The organism is Pseudomonas sp. NY15181 (assembly GCF_048068055.1).
Lineage (GTDB): Bacteria > Pseudomonadota > Gammaproteobacteria > Pseudomonadales > Pseudomonadaceae > Pseudomonas.
In genome coordinates this window covers 255,128-269,855 of record NZ_JBLUPT010000008.1, presented here as the reverse complement: position 1 = coordinate 269,855, position 14,728 = coordinate 255,128, and the positions used below count along the sequence as shown (strand labels likewise).

The following is a 14,728-nucleotide window of genomic DNA, read 5'->3' as shown; positions in this document are numbered from 1 at the left end:
CGCGCGGGGCAAGCCTGGAACGGCGCTATACACTGCGCTCAACCCACCACGAACGAGGCACCGGCATGGACCACGTCGATCACGTACTCATCGTCGATGACGACCGCGAGATCCGCGAGTTGGTCGGCAACTACCTGAAGAAGAACGGCCTGCGCGTGAGCCTGGCGGCGGACGGCCGGCAGATGCGCGCCTTCCTCGACGGCAACACCGTGGACCTGATCGTGCTGGACATCATGATGCCCGGCGACGACGGCCTGAAGCTGTGCCGCGAGCTGCGCGTGGGCAAGCACAAGTCCACCCCGGTGCTGATGCTCACCGCGCGCAACGACGAGACCGACCGCATCATCGGCCTGGAGATGGGCGCCGACGACTACCTCACCAAGCCCTTCTCCGCTCGCGAGCTGCTGGCGCGGATCAACGCCGTGCTGCGCCGCACCCGCATGCTGCCGCCGAACCTGCAGGTCAGCGAGGCCAGCCGGCTGATCGGCTTCGGCCGCTGGAAACTGGACACCACCGCGCGCCACCTGCTCGACGAAGACGGCACCCTGGTCGCCCTGAGCGGCGCCGAATACCGACTGCTGCGCGTGTTCGTCGACCACCCGCAACGCGTGCTCAGCCGCGAGCAACTGCTGAACCTGACCCAGGGCCGCGAGGCGGACATCTTCGACCGCTCCATCGACCTGCTGGTCAGCCGCCTGCGCCAGCGTCTGCTGGATGACGCCCGCGAGCCGGCGTACATCAAGACGGTACGCAGCGAAGGCTACGTCTTTGCCCTGGCCGTCGAACTGCTCGAGCCCAACGAATGAAATCCGTCCTGCACTGGCCGCGCACGCTGGCCGCACGCCTGGCGCTGATCTTCCTCGCCGGGCTGGTGTTCGCCTACAGCCTGTCGTTCTGCTCGCAGTTCTACGAGCGCTACCAGAGCGCGCGCAGCATGATGCTGGGCAACCTTGAAACCGACGTCAGCACCGCCGTCGCCCTGCTCGACCGGCTGCCGGCGGACGAGCGCGAACGCTGGCTGCCGATGGTGCAGCGGCCCAACTACCGCTACCTGCTGAGCGACGGCCAGCCCGGGGAGCCGATGAACATGGCCCAGGCGCCCATGGCCGCGACCTCCATCGCCGACGTCGTTGGCCCGCGCTACCCGCTGCGCTTCGAGAACATTCCCGGTCCGATCCCGCACTTCCAGGTCCACCTCAAGCTGGCCGACGGCAGCCCGCTGACCATCGACGTGACGCCCAGGGGCGTACCGGTGGCGCAGTGGCTGCCGTGGGTGCTGCTGGTGCAACTGGCACTGCTGCTGTTCTGCACCTGGCTCGCGGTGCGTCTGGCGATCCGCCCGCTGACCCGTCTGGCCCAGGCGGTGGACCACCTCGATCCGGACGCCCCGGCGCCGGAGCTGGACGAGCGTGGCCCCAGCGAAGTCGTCTATGCCGCCCGCGCCTTCAATGCGCTGCAGGGCCGCATCAGCGCCTACCTCAAGGAGCGCATGCAGCTGCTCGCGGCCATCTCCCACGACCTTCAAACGCCCATCACGCGCATGAAGCTGCGCGTCGAGCAGATGGACGACTCGCCCGAACGCGAACGTCTGTGGAGCGATCTGGAAGAAATGCAGCACCTGGTCCGCGAAGGCGTGGCCTATGCGCGCAGCATGGACGGCGCCAGCGAGGCGCAGGTGAAGGTCAACCTCGATGCCTTCCTCGACAGCCTGGTGCTTGACTACCAGGACAGCGGCCAGGCCGTGGAGCTGCGGGGCAGCAGCAACGCGGTACTGGAAACCCGTCCGCACGCCCTGCGCAGGGTGCTCACCAACCTGGTGGACAACGCCCTGAAGTTCGGCGGCGCGGCGCAGGTGGAAGTCGAGCGCGACGTCCAGGGCATCGTGTGTGTTCGTGTACTGGATGAGGGCCCGGGCATTCCCGAGGAAGAGCTGGGCGAAGTGGTCAAACCCTTCTACCGCGTGGAAAGCTCGCGCAACCGCAGCACCGGCGGCACCGGCCTCGGGCTGGCGATCGCCCAGCAGCTGAGCCAGGCGCTGGGCGGCACGCTGAGCCTGTCCAACCGCGCCAGCGGCGGGCTGTGTGCGCAGCTGGAACTGCGCCCGGCCTGACACCTTGCTCGCGAACGAAATGTACAAAGGGATACACGACGGGCTTTACCGGACACATCCGAGATAAAGCCCGTTGGCAGCATGGCTCCACGAACAGCGGCGGCAACCCGCCCGCCGCGTTCCCCAAAGGAGCCTGCCATGAACCGTCCCGCCGAAAACGCCAGCCTGCATGGCTGGCGCCTGTTCTCCCTGCTGTCGCTGCTGGTGCTGCTCGTCACCGCGCTGGCCCTGTGGGCCCAGCCGCAGTGGGTGGAAGCCCTGCGCAGCGCGATCCGCACCACCGCGCGTACATCCTTCGCGCTGTTCCTCGCCGCCTTCCTCGCCTCATCCCTCGCGGCCCTGGTGCCCAGCGCCTTCACCCGTGGCCTGCTGCGCGAGCGAAGATTCCTGGGGCTGGCCTTCGCCTTTTCCCACGCCGTGCACGCGGTGCTGATCCTCCTCTACGTGAAGTTCTTCCCCGAGACCTTCTGGCACGGGCGTAGCGTCGCCGCGAACATCCCCGGCTCCGTCGGCTACCTGTTCATCATCCTGCTGACGATCACCTCCTTCCCCCCTGCGGTGAAGCTGCTCGGCTTCCGCCTCTGGAAGGGCCTGCACAGCACCGGCACCTGGGTGATCGCCGCAGTCTTCGTCCTGTCGTTCTACAAGCGCCTGCCACTGGGCTCCTGGTACCCGCTGGGTTTCGCGCTGATCAGCTCGGCGGTCGCCCTCAAGCTCACGGCAAAACTGGCCTTGCGCCTGCGCCGCGAGCATAGCCCCGCTGCCGCGCTGGGCGCTGCCCGCTGAATCCAACTCCGTCCACGACCGGGCGATGACGCCCAGCCGACACAACCTTGCCCACTGATTTGCACGTGAGGTGCGCCATGACTCTGCTTACCCTGAATCCGATCAAAGCCGCTTTCGACCAACTCGACCGTCTCGCCGCCTGGGGCTGGGACATTCCCCTGCGACTGTTCCTGGCCTGGGAATTCTTCGAGTCGGGCCTGGAGAAATGGCACGGCGACAACTGGTTCGAACAGATCCACGCCAGCTTCCCCTTCCCGTTCAACCACCTCTCCGCCGGCTTTGACTGGCAGGTGTCGATGTGGGCCGAGCTGATCGCGCCGGTGCTGTTGCTGCTGGGCCTGGCCACGCGCTTCGCCTCCGCCTCGCTGATCGTCGTGACCCTCGTCGCCATCGCCGCCGTGCATTGGCCGGCGCAGTGGTCGACGCTGTCCGAGCTGGCCCAGGGGTATTCGATCACCGACCATGGGTTTGGTAACTACAAGCTGCCGCTGATCTACCTGGTGGCGTTGCTACCGCTGGTATTGAAGGGGGCCGGGGCACTCAGTGCGGATGGGCTGCTACAGCGTGTGCTGGGCGCTTCCGCCCCCCGGTAATCCTCATCCGCCGGTTTGTGCCCTTCCGGGAGGTGCACAACCGGCGGAGGGCTCTACCTGGTACATCAATGTTCAGTGCAGCAATGTGGACATTGCATTAAGCCGAGTACACTGCCAACTGCCTCGATCTGCTGCATGAGAGATCAGCTCTCCAATCGCCAGCTGGCAATCAGCTGCGCCAAGACCTTCGCAGTTTCCTGCGCTTTCAATTGATACATGCGCTCACCGGGATGAACTGTATCGGACAGCATCCCCTGCCACCCTTCAAACTGCTGCAGTCGATAAAACTGCCGGACAACAGGACAACCCACCTGATCTGCAACTTCGTTGATGGCCTCAACATACGGGACCAACGCCGACCCTACGGCCAATCGACTTCCGGGATTAGGCTCCTGCAGCACCGGGATTATCCCGTGCTCCAGCGCAATCTTGCAGAGATGCTCGACGTTCCAGCGAAACTCGTGGAATCGCGTAACCCGTCTCCCTTCCTCCGGCCGCTCCAGGAATGCATAGTCATTGTGCGCAAAATTGATCAGCACGATGCTAGCCTTCGACTCCCTCATCTGCAGATGCCACGGCAACCTGTACCCCGCACTGCCGCAGATGAGATCAATTGCCTGCGCGCCACCGACGCCATAGTTGGGTACCGAGCATTCGATACCAAACTCGCTATCGAGAATTCGCTTCACCGCCCACGGCTCGCTCTGCTCCGGGAATACCAGCACCCGCTCTCCATCGAAGATCGCACCTTCCGTGGTCGAGTCGCCATAGGCCTCGATTAACACCGGCATCCTGACCGCCCTCCGGTCGCTAGCTCCGCTATTGCCCGAGTGGGAAAGCCCGAAGCGTCCGCCGAGTCGAAAAATCCTACGCAGCATCACATCCCCTTAACTGCCCTGATTCACCGCAACATACGTCCGCTTATGGAGTCACGGCGTGACACCACAACTCTAGTGCTGGCCGCATTCTTTCACGCTTTGCCGCACGACATCGCCTCAACGATCGATACATCGGCCGGCATCTTCCCTGCGAAGTGGAAAATCAACGGCCGATACCGCCCGAGGCGTTATTCGCCCTACACCCGGAATTCATGCCGCGTGCAGCGCCGTTCCGAACGCCGGAGGTGGGTAAAACTGTAGGAGCGAGCTTGCTCGCGAACGGATTTCCCGGCGCCTCCGAAGCCGCGCAGGTTCGCGAGCAAGGACTGGGCGTCCCCCCTCGGTCCTGCAGAACAGAAAAAAGCCCGCGCACCTTGGAAGGTGCGCGGGCTGGGCTGTGGATAAGAACGCGATCAGGGAATGACGAACCCCACCTCGATATTCCCGCGAGTGGCCTTGGAGTAAGGGCAGATCTGGTGCGCCTCGGCCACCAGCTTCTCCTTGTCCTCCATCGACAGGCCGGGCAGGTGGACGGTGAGCTGGGCGGCCAGGGCGAAGCCGCCGTCGGCGGTGTTGCCCAGGGAGACGTCGGCATCCACCGCCACGCCTTCGGGCAGGCGGACGTTGTACTTCTGCCCCGCGCGGCGCAGGGCGCCGATGAAGCAGGCGGACCAACCGATGGCGAACAGCTGCTCAGGGTTGGTGCCGGGGCGGCCCGAGCCGGGCGGGCTCAGCGGCAGGTCCAGCGCGCCGTCGCGGGTCTGGCCGCGTCCGTCGCGGCCGCCGGTGGTGTGGGTCTGGGCGGTGTAGAGAATGGTTGCCAGGGTCTGGGTCATGGTGCCTCTCCTTCAGTGCCGGGCCAGTGGCGGGCGGCGTGGGGTGGTGCAGTTGGGGCGGGTGCCGAGCACCACGCCTTGCTCTCTGAGGCTGCGCAGCAGGGCGATGCCCTGCCCTTCGATGGCGGCCAGTTCGACGCCGGCGATGTCCGCCAGCGCCTTGAGGTGTTCGCGTCCGGTGAGTTGCCACCGTTGCAGCGACACCAGCAGGGTATGGGCCAGGGGGGCGAGGCGCGAAAAGTGCACCTTCAGGTCCGCTCCACGGCGGGCCAGCAGCAGTGTGGGTTCGGTTGGCGCTGCCTGCGGGATGTTGTCAGGGCCGATGTGGCTGACCGGCCAGGCATAGGCCAGCGGTGCGGCGAGACTGGAGAGCAGCGGCACGCCGTCGAGCAGGTCGCCGTCCGGGTCATGGGCCGGCTCAGCCTTGTCGCTGAGCAGCAGCGCGGTCTCGATCCATTCGTAGTGCGCCAGTTCGGCGACCCAGCCGGGCTGCTCGGCACGGTTTTCCAGGTAGTCGACGAACTCGCCGGCCACTTCGGTGAACAGCGGCGTATGGCAGCGATAACGGGCGTAGAAATCTTCGGTGAGCGACTGCCATTGCCCGGCGGCAAGACTCGCGTGCAGCACCGGGAAGTTGCCGGCCAGCAGCGCCTGCAGGTTGCCGAAGAACAGTTGCCGGTACACCGCCAGGCGCCGCGCCTCAATGCCAGGCGGCGGCTCGTTGGCCTGCGGGTCGCGGATGAAGCGGGTCATGCGCAGTTGCTGTTCGCGAAGGGTCTCAGCCATGACGCACCTCCAGCGGGCGTGCGGCAGCTTGCAGGCCACGGATGCAGTCCACTTCACCGAGCAGCTCGTGCAGCGGCGGCAGGTTGAAGTCGCGCTCCAGCAGGGTCGGCACCGCGCCCAGGTGCTGGTAGGCGCTGGCCAGCAGGCTCCAGACATCCGGCTTCACGCTGGCGCCGTGGGTGTCGATCTTCAGGTCCGGCGCTTCGTCGTAGTGGCCGGCGACGTGCAGGCAGACGACGCGCTCGGCCGGCACGCGGGCCAGGAAGTCGGCCGCGTCGTAGCCGTGGTTGTGGGCGTTGACGTAGAGGTTGTTGACGTCCAGCAGCAGGTCGCAGTCGGCCTCGTTCAGCACGGCGCGCAGGAAGTCGATTTCGCTCAGCGCCTGGTAGGGCGCGGCGTAGTAGGAGATGTTTTCCACGGCGATGCGGCGGCCGAGGGCATCCTGCACGTCACGGATGCGTCCGGCGATGTGGCGCACGGCTTCGTCGGTGAAGGGCATGGGAATCAGGTCGTACAGGTGGCCGTCGTCGGAGCAGTAGCTCAGGTGTTCGCTGAACAGCGGCACCTTGTGCTGGTCGAGAAACTCGCGGACGCGGCGCAGGAATACGTGGTCCAGCGGCTCCGGACCGCCGAGAGACAGCGACAGGCCGTGGCAGGACAGCGGGAAGCGCTCGGCCAGGCGCGCCAGGCCTTCGCCGTAGGAACCGCCGACGCCGATCCAGTTGTCCGGGGCGACTTCGAGAAAGTCCACCGCGCCGTCGGCCATGGTCAGCAGGTCGGGCAGCAGCGCGCGACGCAGACCAAGGCCGGCACCTTGCAGGGATACGGGAAGGGTCATGGCGATCTCCTTTGGGGTGGAATGCCCTCCCCGGCCGACGGCGCGGGGAGGTTTTCGGCGCGGCTCAGTTCTTGGCCTGGCTCAGCTTGCTGTAGAGGTCGGACGGGAACGGCTTGCCGTTGGAGTCGAACTGGTTCTTGCGGAACTGGTAGGTTTCGCCTTCGGAAAGGAAACCGTCGTGGTTGGCGTCGATGGCGTCGAACTCCGCGTTGGCCTTGGGCGCCACAGCCAGCAGTTCGGCGCGGGAAACGCGGCCGTCATGGTCTGCATCGGTACGGGCGAAGGAGGCGTCGCCGCACTTGCCTTCACCGCATTTGCCTTCAGCCTGCGTGGCCTTGGTCTGGGCGGTCTTGGCCTGGGCGCCGCTGGCGCCACATTTGCCCTCGCCACACTTGCCCTCCCCGGCTTTTTCTGCCGATGCGAGCTGGTATCCCTGGGGCAGCGCTTCGACGGCGAAGGCGGAGGACGCCAGGTTCAGGCCACCAGCCAGAGCGACTGCGATGAAGCCGAGTTGGGTTTTCGAGATGCGGGTCATGGTGATTCTCCAGTTGCTTGGGCGCATTCACGCGCCGGGTCATGCCTTGATGGCGGAATCCCTGGAACGAAGCGCGCTGGAGGTTTTGCCCTGCCGTCGCGTTGTTCGTTCGGGTAGGGCTATTTCGCCTTGGCGATGTATCGCGGGCGTATCTGGAGCGGGAGTCTTTTGTATGTCTGTATCCAACCAGGGAATGGCGGATACAAAGAAATACATTTGCGGGGGCGGTACGGGGATATGGACGGGGCACAGTCCCGTAGAAGCGGACCTTGTCCGCGAAATCGGGGTGATGCGCGCGGTGTGTGCAGGAGAAAAAAGAGAGGACCGGAAACCTCCGTCGCTCCTACGAGATCAAGAGCCCCTCACCCTAAACCTCTCCCGCAAGCGGGAGAGGGGACCGTTCAGTGCAGGATGGAATGTCAGCGTCAGCCGGCACGTACTGCTCCCTCTCCCTGAGGGAGAGGGCTGGGGTGAGGGGGGGAGGCACAAACTGCCCAGAAGAAGACAGTTGCTCCTACGAAGAATCAGCCCGCGCGCTTGGCGGCGATGGCGGTGACTTCGACTTTCATGCCGTCGACGGCCAGCTCGGACACGCCCACAGCGGCACGCACCGGATAGGGCTTGCCGAAGAAGCTGCAATACACCTCGTTGAAGGCGGCGCGATCAGCCATGCTGGTCAGGTAGATGGTCAGGTGCAGGACGTGGTCCAGGCCGCTGCCGGCCTTTTCCAGCGCGACCTTCAGGCTGCGCAGGGTGGCTTCGCTCTGGGCCTTGATGTCGCCCAGCTCCAGGCTGCCGTCTTCGAGGGTGGGGATCTGCGTGGAGACCAGCAGGCCACCGAAACCGGCCACGTCGGAGGAGATGGATTCGGGGTCCGCGTCGGGAATGAAGAAGGGGCTGTCATTCTGCGCCATGGGAAACTCTCTGCTATCAGGGGCTATGAGCGGTGCACGTTCGGCCCGCCCGGGACGCGCAGCTTAGCCTCATCCCGTCCCCCACCGCCACGTCGACCGATCATTCTCCGCCGCGCCGCCATTCCCCTCGATTTGTCATCCGTCAATACATCCATCGTATGAGCGAGTGATATTTCCCAGGAACTTCACAGAGGGATTATTACAATCTGGGACATAGACCTTTTCATATTCCGTTATTTAAACCGGGCACTCTTTCGGCATTATGACGCTGGCTTTTTCCTGCCTGGATCGGGCAAGGGAAAGTTGATCGCAACAATGTCAACGCAACTTCCTGCGATTCCCGTCGTGGTTGATCCATGAGCGGACTCATTGTGCCTGCCTATAAAAATTCCGGCCCTCACGCAATTCAACGGGCCGGTTCTCCAAGACTCTAGGGGCAATATCCATGAAGCACCTCAAACGCAGCGCTATCGTGCTCGCCGTTTCCGCCGCCGCCAGCCAGTTCGCCGGCGCCGAACCCTTCGTCACCGACCAGGCCGATGCCAAGGGTTTCGTCGACGACGCCAAGTTCGACGTGCTGCTGCGCAACTACTACTACGACCACGACGGCAAGAACGGCTCCGGCGATAACCGCGACTGGACCCAGGGCATCCTCGCCAACTTCTCCTCCGGCTACACCCAGGGCACCGTCGGCTTCGGCGTGGACGCCTTCGGCTACCTGGGCCTGAAGCTCGACGCGGGCGGCGGCCGGGCCGGCACTGGCAACCTGCCGGTGGACAACCACGGCAATCCCGAGGACGACTACGGCAAGGCTGGCGCCGCGCTGAAGGTGCGACTCTCCAAGACCGAGCTGAAATTCGGCGACATGCAGCCGGTCGCGCCGGTCTTCGCCGCTGGCGGCAGCCGCCTGATCCCGCAGACCGCCTCGGGCTTCAACCTGCTGAGCAGCGAAATCGCGGGGCTGGACCTGGAAGCCGGGCACTTCACCGCCGGCACCAGCCCGATCACCACCAGCCATGACGGCAGCCTGTACGCGACCTACGCGAACGTCGAAGCCGACAGCGTGGACTACGTCGGCGGCAAGTACGCCATCACCGACAACCTGAACGCCTCGCTGTACGGTTCGGAGTTCGACGATATCTGGCGCCAGTACTACGCCAACGTGAACTACCTGCAGCCGCTGGGCAACGACCAGTCGCTGGGCCTGGACTTCAACATATACCGCACCACCGACTACGGCCAGGCCAAGGCCGGCGAGATCAGCAACACCACCTGGTCGCTGGCCGCCGCCTACTCCTTCCTGCAGGCGCACACCGTCACCCTGGCCTTCCAGAAGGTCAACGGCGATACCCCGTTCGACTATGTCGGCTTCGGCGACAACGGCGCGGGCGCCGGCGGCGACTCGATCTTCCTCGCCAACTCCGTGCAGTTCTCCGACTTCAACGGTCCGGGCGAGCGCTCCTGGCAGGTGCGTTACGACCTGGCGATGGACACCTATGGCGTGCCGGGCCTGAGCTTCATGACCCGCTACATCAACGGCAGCAACATCGACGGCACCCACGCCGACCCGAACGGCCAGTACGTCGGCCTGTACGGCGAAGACGGCAAGCACCACGAGACCGACTTCGAAGCCAAGTACGTCGTGCAGTCCGGCCCGGTGAAGGACATGTCGTTCCGCCTGCGCCAGGCCTTCCATCGAGCCAATGCCGACCAGGGCGAGTCGGACAACAACGAACTTCGCCTGATCGTCGATTATCCGCTGTCGATCCTGTAATTCGTTCGAACGTCATCACGGAACAACTTTCGGATTCGTCCGAGAGTTGTTCCGCTATTCATCCTGCATTATTGCACTGCGACAGAAAGTCTCTTCCCCGGATCGTGGTTTATCCACACCCTCAAACTTTCTAGAATTCCCGTCATCTCTCCCGCTTTCGATATCGCACATCGTCGATTATCGAAAGCTGACTCCTGACGTTGATATTGTGATTGCTCCTTCAACGTCCTTCGAGCCGCTCCCCGGAGCGGCTTTTTTTATGCCCATCCATCGCCGGAACAATATAGGTTGAATTACGCACCAATACGGGCGGTCAAAAGCAGTGACAGTTGCGGCAAACCCGAATGCCCGCACTGCTGAAGGAGGTGACTTCCCATGAGCGCGATGACTCTCGAAGGCTGGTGCAAGACCAGCGCCGACCAGAAACCCATTCCACTGGAAGACATCCATTTCTTCGTCAGCGACGCCGATCACCTGCGCCTGGAACAGGCCGAGGATTACCTGCAGAACAGCGGCAAGCGTGACGTCATGGTGGATGCCGACCTGGATAACCTCGACCTGAAGATGCCCGAAGGCTACGGCCCGCTCTCAGACTGCCAGTACCGCGTCTACCTGAGCCACAGCGACCAGCGCGGGCACTTTCACCTGGTGGGCCACCGGGCCAGCGATGGCAGCCTGATTTACACCAATGCCGTCCTGATCGATCAACTGTTGAGCTGAGTACCCGGGCCCGAGCGGTACGCAAGCGGCCGGTCCAGAGCCGGCCGCGAGTTCACTCGTCGCCCTTGCCTCACGGGGAGATTGTGGCGTATGCCCACGCCATGATTTCATAGAGCCATCTGTCGGGCACGCGACGTCATCGTGTGCGCCGCCAGACGGGCACGCCCCCATTCTCCGGTGAGGAAGCAGTCATCCGATGCGGACTTCCACTGATCCTGAAGTACAGGAATACGGGCGATTCGACAGTCTCCTACGCCTTGTTCGCCATCGGTTTGGCGCGGTCGCGGTATTGCTGGCCGACGCCCACGGCCGCCTGCTCGGCTTCGATGGCCTGATGCACGAGGCGGCGCAATCGTTCGCCACCCTGCTCTGCCTGAATGCCGCCGCAGCGCCCCTGCGCAGCCGCGAGGGCGATCTGCACCCGCTGGGCTCCGCGGCCCTGCGCGCCGCCGATGGCACCGCGCTGGGCTGGCTGTGCGTGCTGGACGACCAGCCACGCACGCTGGATGCCGCCGCGCGATGCGCATTGGACGATGCCGCCAGCATCGCCCAGGAACTGCTCGGCCGGGCCGACGAAAGTTGCCTGGCGCTGGCCATCGCCGGCAGCGGCACGGGCGTGTGGGACCGTCTCGTCCCCACAGGCGAGATTCACTATTCCTCCGGCTGGAAAGCCCTGCTGGGCTATACCGACGACGAAATCGGCAGTCGCATCGACGATGCTTACTTGCGCGTGCATCCCGACGATCTCGGCTACGTCCAGGCAACCATCAGCGCGCATTTCGAAGGCCGCACGCCGTCCTATGAAGTGGAGCACCGGCTGCGCCACAAGGCTGGCCACTACATCTGGGTCTGCAGCCGCGGCAAGGTCGTCGAGCGTGACGAGGCCGGCCGCCCGCTGCGCATGATCGGCACCACTACCGACATCACCGCGCTGCGGGGCGTCTCGGAACAGTTGCGGCAGAACGTCGAGCTGCTCACCGACCTGACCGATGAAATCCCCGGCATGGTCTTCCAGTTCCGCCATCTGCCCGACGGCACCGGCACCTTCCCCTACGTCAGTGCCGGCGTCGTGGAAATCTTCGGCATGACCGCCGAGCAGGTCAGCGGCAATTCGGCGATCCTGCGCAACCTGGTGCACCCGGACGACCTACCCGCCCTCCTCGCCTCGCTGGATATCTCCGCGGCGACACTGCGCCCGTGGCGGTACGAGTTCCGTGTGCTGCTTCCCGAGCGCGGCATGCTCTGGCGACAGGGCAATGCCCAGCCCAAGCGCCTGGCCGACGGCAGCGTGATCTGGCATGGCCTGTTCACCGACATCACCGAACGCAAGCGCATCGAAGCCGAATTGCAGGTGCTGGCAACGACCGACTTCCTCACCCAGTTGCCCAACCGGCGCCACTTCATGCAGCTGATCGAGGCCGAGCTGGGCCGCGTGCAGCGTTCGCTGGCGCGCAGCGCGGCGATCCTGATGTGCGACCTGGACCACTTCAAGTCCATCAATGATCGCTGGGGCCACGGCGTGGGGGACGAAGCGCTGCGCCATTTCGCCCGCATCCTCGGACGCGCGATCCGCCGCATCGACTTCGCTGGGCGGATGGGCGGCGAAGAGTTCGCCGTGGTGCTGGGCGACGCGGATGTCCGCAGCGCCGTGGCCTTCGCCAAGCGCCTGCAACAGCAACTGGCCGACCAGCCGCTGCTGCTGGGGTGCGAGCGCATTCCGCTGAGCATCAGCATCGGTATCGCTGCCCTGCAGGCCGACGATGTGTCCGCCGAGGCCGCCCTTTCGCGCAGCGACAGCGCGCTCTATTGCGCCAAGCAGAACGGCCGCAACCGCATCGAGTGCGACTGAGCGGCGAGCCGCGAGGCAGAGCGGGCCGTTGGGCGCGGGCTGTCATTCATCATGAAAAAATGTTCAGAATTTTTCACCATTATTTACGTGCGTTTTAAATAATGGACTTTTTGCTTCGATTGGATATTTACAAAAAACCTTATAAAACAATCACTTAAAAACATTGTTCGACAGAATTTCGGCCATTATTTTTGACGCCTTCCGCCGAAATCGTTTGACATATTTAACGGCTCTGGCAGGCTGATAGGCAGGTTTCGACCGGGAAACTTCGCCTTCTGTGCGTTCCCGGCAGTGCTCGGAACCTCAGGTAGCCCAGCCCAGAGCGGTGCGCCTGCACAAAAACGATGGGCTGCAGCCCGTCCACAGGTGACATATGTCCAACAGCAACATTGGCAACAAGAAACAGACCCTCCGCAAACCCGTCGTCCTGATGTCCATGGGCAGCCAAGAGCGCAAAGGCCACGACTATCAGGTAATGACCCACAAATACATCGTGCCCCTGGTCGAACAGTCCGATTGCGTGCCGGTACTGGTACCGACCTGCTGCGGCATCGAAGACCTCGAGCAGTACCTGGACATGGCCGACGGTGTGTACCTCACCGGCGCCGGCAGCAACATCGATCCGACCCTGTACGGCCAGGAAAACGAAACTCCCGGCAAGGGCCAGGACAAGGACCGCGACAACTTCGACATCCCGCTGATCAAGGCCGCCATCGCCCGTGGCCTGCCAATCTTCGGCATCTGCCGCGGCATGCAGGAAATCAACGTCGCGCTCGGTGGTGACATCTACCAGAAGGTCTATGCCGAGCCCGGCTTCAACGACCATCGCGAAAATCCCGAAGACCCGGTCGACGTGCAGTACAGCCAGGTCCACGGCGTGCGCCTGCAGAAAGGCAGCTGGCTGCAGCAGTTGCTGGGCGACGAGATCCGCGTGAACTCGCTGCACGGCCAGGGCCTGAAGAACCTGGGCAAGGGCATCGAGCCCATCGGTCATGCCGAGGATGGCCTGGTCGAAGCGATCCACGCTCCGAGCCTGTCGCCCTTCCTCTTCGCGGTGCAGTGGCACCCGGAGTGGCAAGCCGCGCGGAACCCCGACTCGGTGAAGATCTTCAAGGCCTTCGGCGATGCATGCCGCCAGCAGGTCCAGAAGAAGCAGGCCCGCGCCCTCGCCGCCTGAGCTTCACCCGCGTCATGAAAGAGCCCGGCCTTGCGCCGGGCTTTTTCATGTCCGCCATAAGCCTGCCGAATGGCGCATCCTGCACGCCCTTGAGGGCCTGGCGCGCTACCCTTGCCCGTCACGACTCTCTGACTTCGGGTGCAGCCATGAGCAACGACCTCTTCTCCCTGGCCGGCAAGACCGTGCTGATCACCGGCGCCTCCAGCGGCATCGGCGCCCATCTGGCGCGCGTCGCCGCCCGTGCCGGGGCACGGGTAGTGCTGGCGGCGCGACGCACCGAACGGCTGGCGCAACTGGCCGACGCAATTCGCAGTGACGGCGGCGAAGCCCTGGCGGTGGCGCTGGACGTGACCGACCGCGCCAGCGTGGAAGCGGCCTTCGACAGCGCCGAAGCGCAGTTCGGCGTGGTTGACGTGGTGCTCAACAATGCCGGTATCGGCAACGGCCAGCGGGCGCTGGAGATCAGCGAGGACGACTGGCGCGCCATGCTCTCCACCAACCTCGACGGCGTCTGGCGCGTGGCCCAGTGTGCGGCGCAGCGTCTGGCCAAGGCCCAGCGCGGCGGCAGCATCGTCAACATCGCCTCGATCCTCGGCCTGCGGGTGGGCGGCGGCTACAGCCACTACTGCGCGGCCAAGGCCGGTGTGGTGCAGCTGAGCAAGTCCCTGGCGCTGGAGCTGGCGCGCTACCAGGTGCGGGTCAACGCCATCGCGCCGGGCTACTTCAGGACGGAAATGAACGACGCCTACTTCGACAGCGAGAAGGGCCTGGCCTACATCCGCGACATAGTGCCCATGCGCCGCCTGGGCCAGCTCCGCGAACTTGAAGGCCCCTTCCTGCTACTGGCCAGCGACGCCGGCGCCTTCATGACCGGCGCCGTGCTGGCGGTGGATGGCGGGCACCTGGTGAGCAGCCTGTAAGTCTTCACCTGT

The 14,728-nt window shown here is 64.5% G+C and carries 15 protein-coding genes; 9 read left to right on the top strand and 6 right to left on the bottom strand.

All coding sequences use genetic code 11. From position 1 onward, the window contains the following. The first annotated feature begins 65 nt into the window (after positions 1-65). The 4 genes from ACNFBT_RS19570 (at position 66) to ACNFBT_RS19555 (ending at position 3,489) form a co-directional block, all read left to right on the top strand. Positions 66-806 carry a response regulator gene (locus ACNFBT_RS19570; RefSeq protein ID WP_015475989.1) on the top strand — a complete coding sequence of 247 codons (741 nt, stop codon included), beginning with the start codon at positions 66-68 and terminating at the stop codon, positions 804-806. Beyond that, positions 803-2,110: an ATP-binding protein gene (locus tag ACNFBT_RS19565; RefSeq protein ID WP_416752140.1), complete on the top strand. Its 1,308-nt coding sequence runs from the start codon at positions 803-805 to the stop codon at positions 2,108-2,110. Before ACNFBT_RS19570 ends, ACNFBT_RS19565 begins: the two co-directional genes overlap by 4 nt. 138 nt (positions 2,111-2,248) lie before the next feature. Beyond that, positions 2,249-2,896, top strand: coding sequence for a hypothetical protein (locus tag ACNFBT_RS19560; RefSeq protein ID WP_416752138.1), 648 nt, complete (start codon positions 2,249-2,251; stop codon positions 2,894-2,896). Positions 2,897-2,973: 77 nt separating this feature from the next. Further along, the gene (locus tag ACNFBT_RS19555) at positions 2,974-3,489 is read left to right on the top strand and encodes a DoxX family protein (RefSeq protein WP_416752136.1); all 516 of its coding nucleotides are present in this window, start codon (positions 2,974-2,976) and stop codon (positions 3,487-3,489) included. A 143-nt stretch (positions 3,490-3,632) separates the two neighbouring features. Here the strand turns inward: ACNFBT_RS19555 and ACNFBT_RS19550 are convergent, their stop codons facing one another. The 6 genes from ACNFBT_RS19550 to ACNFBT_RS19525 form a co-directional block, all read right to left on the bottom strand. Continuing rightward, complete coding sequence (locus ACNFBT_RS19550; protein WP_416752134.1) at positions 3,633-4,280, bottom strand: SGNH/GDSL hydrolase family protein; 648 nt, start codon at positions 4,278-4,280, stop codon at positions 3,633-3,635. A 500-nt stretch (positions 4,281-4,780) separates the two neighbouring features. Continuing rightward, on the bottom strand, positions 4,781-5,203 hold the full coding sequence (locus tag ACNFBT_RS19545; protein ID WP_416752132.1) for an organic hydroperoxide resistance protein: 423 nt from the start codon (positions 5,201-5,203) through the stop codon (positions 4,781-4,783). Between the two features lie 12 nt (positions 5,204-5,215). Further along, on the bottom strand, positions 5,216-5,989 hold the full coding sequence (locus ACNFBT_RS19540) for a DNA-binding domain-containing protein (RefSeq protein WP_416752130.1): 774 nt from the start codon (positions 5,987-5,989) through the stop codon (positions 5,216-5,218). Beyond that, entirely contained in the window at positions 5,982-6,827 is an 846-nt protein-coding gene (locus tag ACNFBT_RS19535; RefSeq protein WP_416752128.1) for a DUF692 domain-containing protein, read from the bottom strand. The genes ACNFBT_RS19540 and ACNFBT_RS19535 overlap by 8 nt, the downstream gene beginning before the upstream one ends. A 64-nt stretch (positions 6,828-6,891) precedes the next feature. Continuing rightward, positions 6,892-7,362, bottom strand: coding sequence for a hypothetical protein (locus ACNFBT_RS19530; protein WP_416752126.1), 471 nt, complete (start codon positions 7,360-7,362; stop codon positions 6,892-6,894). A 524-nt stretch (positions 7,363-7,886) separates the two neighbouring features. Next, the gene (locus ACNFBT_RS19525) at positions 7,887-8,276 is read right to left on the bottom strand and encodes a RidA family protein (protein WP_152220920.1); all 390 of its coding nucleotides are present in this window, start codon (positions 8,274-8,276) and stop codon (positions 7,887-7,889) included. Positions 8,277-8,721: 445 nt separating this feature from the next. Here ACNFBT_RS19525 and ACNFBT_RS19520 point away from each other — a divergent pair, with 445 nt between their 5' ends. The 5 genes from ACNFBT_RS19520 (at position 8,722) to ACNFBT_RS19500 (ending at position 14,716) form a co-directional block, all read left to right on the top strand. Continuing rightward, positions 8,722-10,050 carry an OprD family porin gene (locus ACNFBT_RS19520; protein WP_416752124.1) on the top strand — a complete coding sequence of 443 codons (1,329 nt, stop codon included), beginning with the start codon at positions 8,722-8,724 and terminating at the stop codon, positions 10,048-10,050. A gap of 375 nt (positions 10,051-10,425) precedes the next feature. Then, positions 10,426-10,770 (top strand): hypothetical protein, encoded by a 345-nt coding sequence (locus tag ACNFBT_RS19515; RefSeq protein WP_416752122.1) that lies wholly within the window; start codon positions 10,426-10,428, stop codon positions 10,768-10,770. Positions 10,771-10,966: 196 nt separating this feature from the next. Further along, on the top strand, positions 10,967-12,619 hold the full coding sequence (locus tag ACNFBT_RS19510) for a diguanylate cyclase (protein ID WP_416752120.1): 1,653 nt from the start codon (positions 10,967-10,969) through the stop codon (positions 12,617-12,619). Between the two features lie 373 nt (positions 12,620-12,992). Further along, on the top strand, positions 12,993-13,796 hold the full coding sequence (locus ACNFBT_RS19505) for a gamma-glutamyl-gamma-aminobutyrate hydrolase family protein (protein WP_416752118.1): 804 nt from the start codon (positions 12,993-12,995) through the stop codon (positions 13,794-13,796). A gap of 146 nt (positions 13,797-13,942) precedes the next feature. After that, positions 13,943-14,716, top strand: coding sequence for an SDR family NAD(P)-dependent oxidoreductase (locus ACNFBT_RS19500; protein ID WP_416752117.1), 774 nt, complete (start codon positions 13,943-13,945; stop codon positions 14,714-14,716). Positions 14,717-14,728: the final 12 nt, after the last annotated feature.

Coding starts and splice junctions, on each gene's coding strand:
- ACNFBT_RS19550 (WP_416752134.1), bottom strand. CDS start 4,280: ATGCCGGTGTTAATCGAGGCCTATGGCGACTCGACCACGGAAGGTGCG.
- ACNFBT_RS19515 (WP_416752122.1), top strand. CDS start 10,426: ATGAGCGCGATGACTCTCGAAGGCTGGTGCAAGACCAGCGCCGACCAG.
- ACNFBT_RS19535 (WP_416752128.1), bottom strand. CDS start 6,827: ATGACCCTTCCCGTATCCCTGCAAGGTGCCGGCCTTGGTCTGCGTCGC.
- ACNFBT_RS19500 (WP_416752117.1), top strand. CDS start 13,943: ATGAGCAACGACCTCTTCTCCCTGGCCGGCAAGACCGTGCTGATCACC.
- ACNFBT_RS19520 (WP_416752124.1), top strand. CDS start 8,722: ATGAAGCACCTCAAACGCAGCGCTATCGTGCTCGCCGTTTCCGCCGCC.
- ACNFBT_RS19530 (WP_416752126.1), bottom strand. CDS start 7,362: ATGACCCGCATCTCGAAAACCCAACTCGGCTTCATCGCAGTCGCTCTG.
- ACNFBT_RS19525 (WP_152220920.1), bottom strand. CDS start 8,276: ATGGCGCAGAATGACAGCCCCTTCTTCATTCCCGACGCGGACCCCGAA.
- ACNFBT_RS19540 (WP_416752130.1), bottom strand. CDS start 5,989: ATGGCTGAGACCCTTCGCGAACAGCAACTGCGCATGACCCGCTTCATC.
- ACNFBT_RS19570 (WP_015475989.1), top strand. CDS start 66: ATGGACCACGTCGATCACGTACTCATCGTCGATGACGACCGCGAGATC.
- ACNFBT_RS19565 (WP_416752140.1), top strand. CDS start 803: ATGAAATCCGTCCTGCACTGGCCGCGCACGCTGGCCGCACGCCTGGCG.
- ACNFBT_RS19505 (WP_416752118.1), top strand. CDS start 12,993: ATGTCCAACAGCAACATTGGCAACAAGAAACAGACCCTCCGCAAACCC.
- ACNFBT_RS19560 (WP_416752138.1), top strand. CDS start 2,249: ATGAACCGTCCCGCCGAAAACGCCAGCCTGCATGGCTGGCGCCTGTTC.
- ACNFBT_RS19555 (WP_416752136.1), top strand. CDS start 2,974: ATGACTCTGCTTACCCTGAATCCGATCAAAGCCGCTTTCGACCAACTC.
- ACNFBT_RS19510 (WP_416752120.1), top strand. CDS start 10,967: ATGCGGACTTCCACTGATCCTGAAGTACAGGAATACGGGCGATTCGAC.
- ACNFBT_RS19545 (WP_416752132.1), bottom strand. CDS start 5,203: ATGACCCAGACCCTGGCAACCATTCTCTACACCGCCCAGACCCACACC.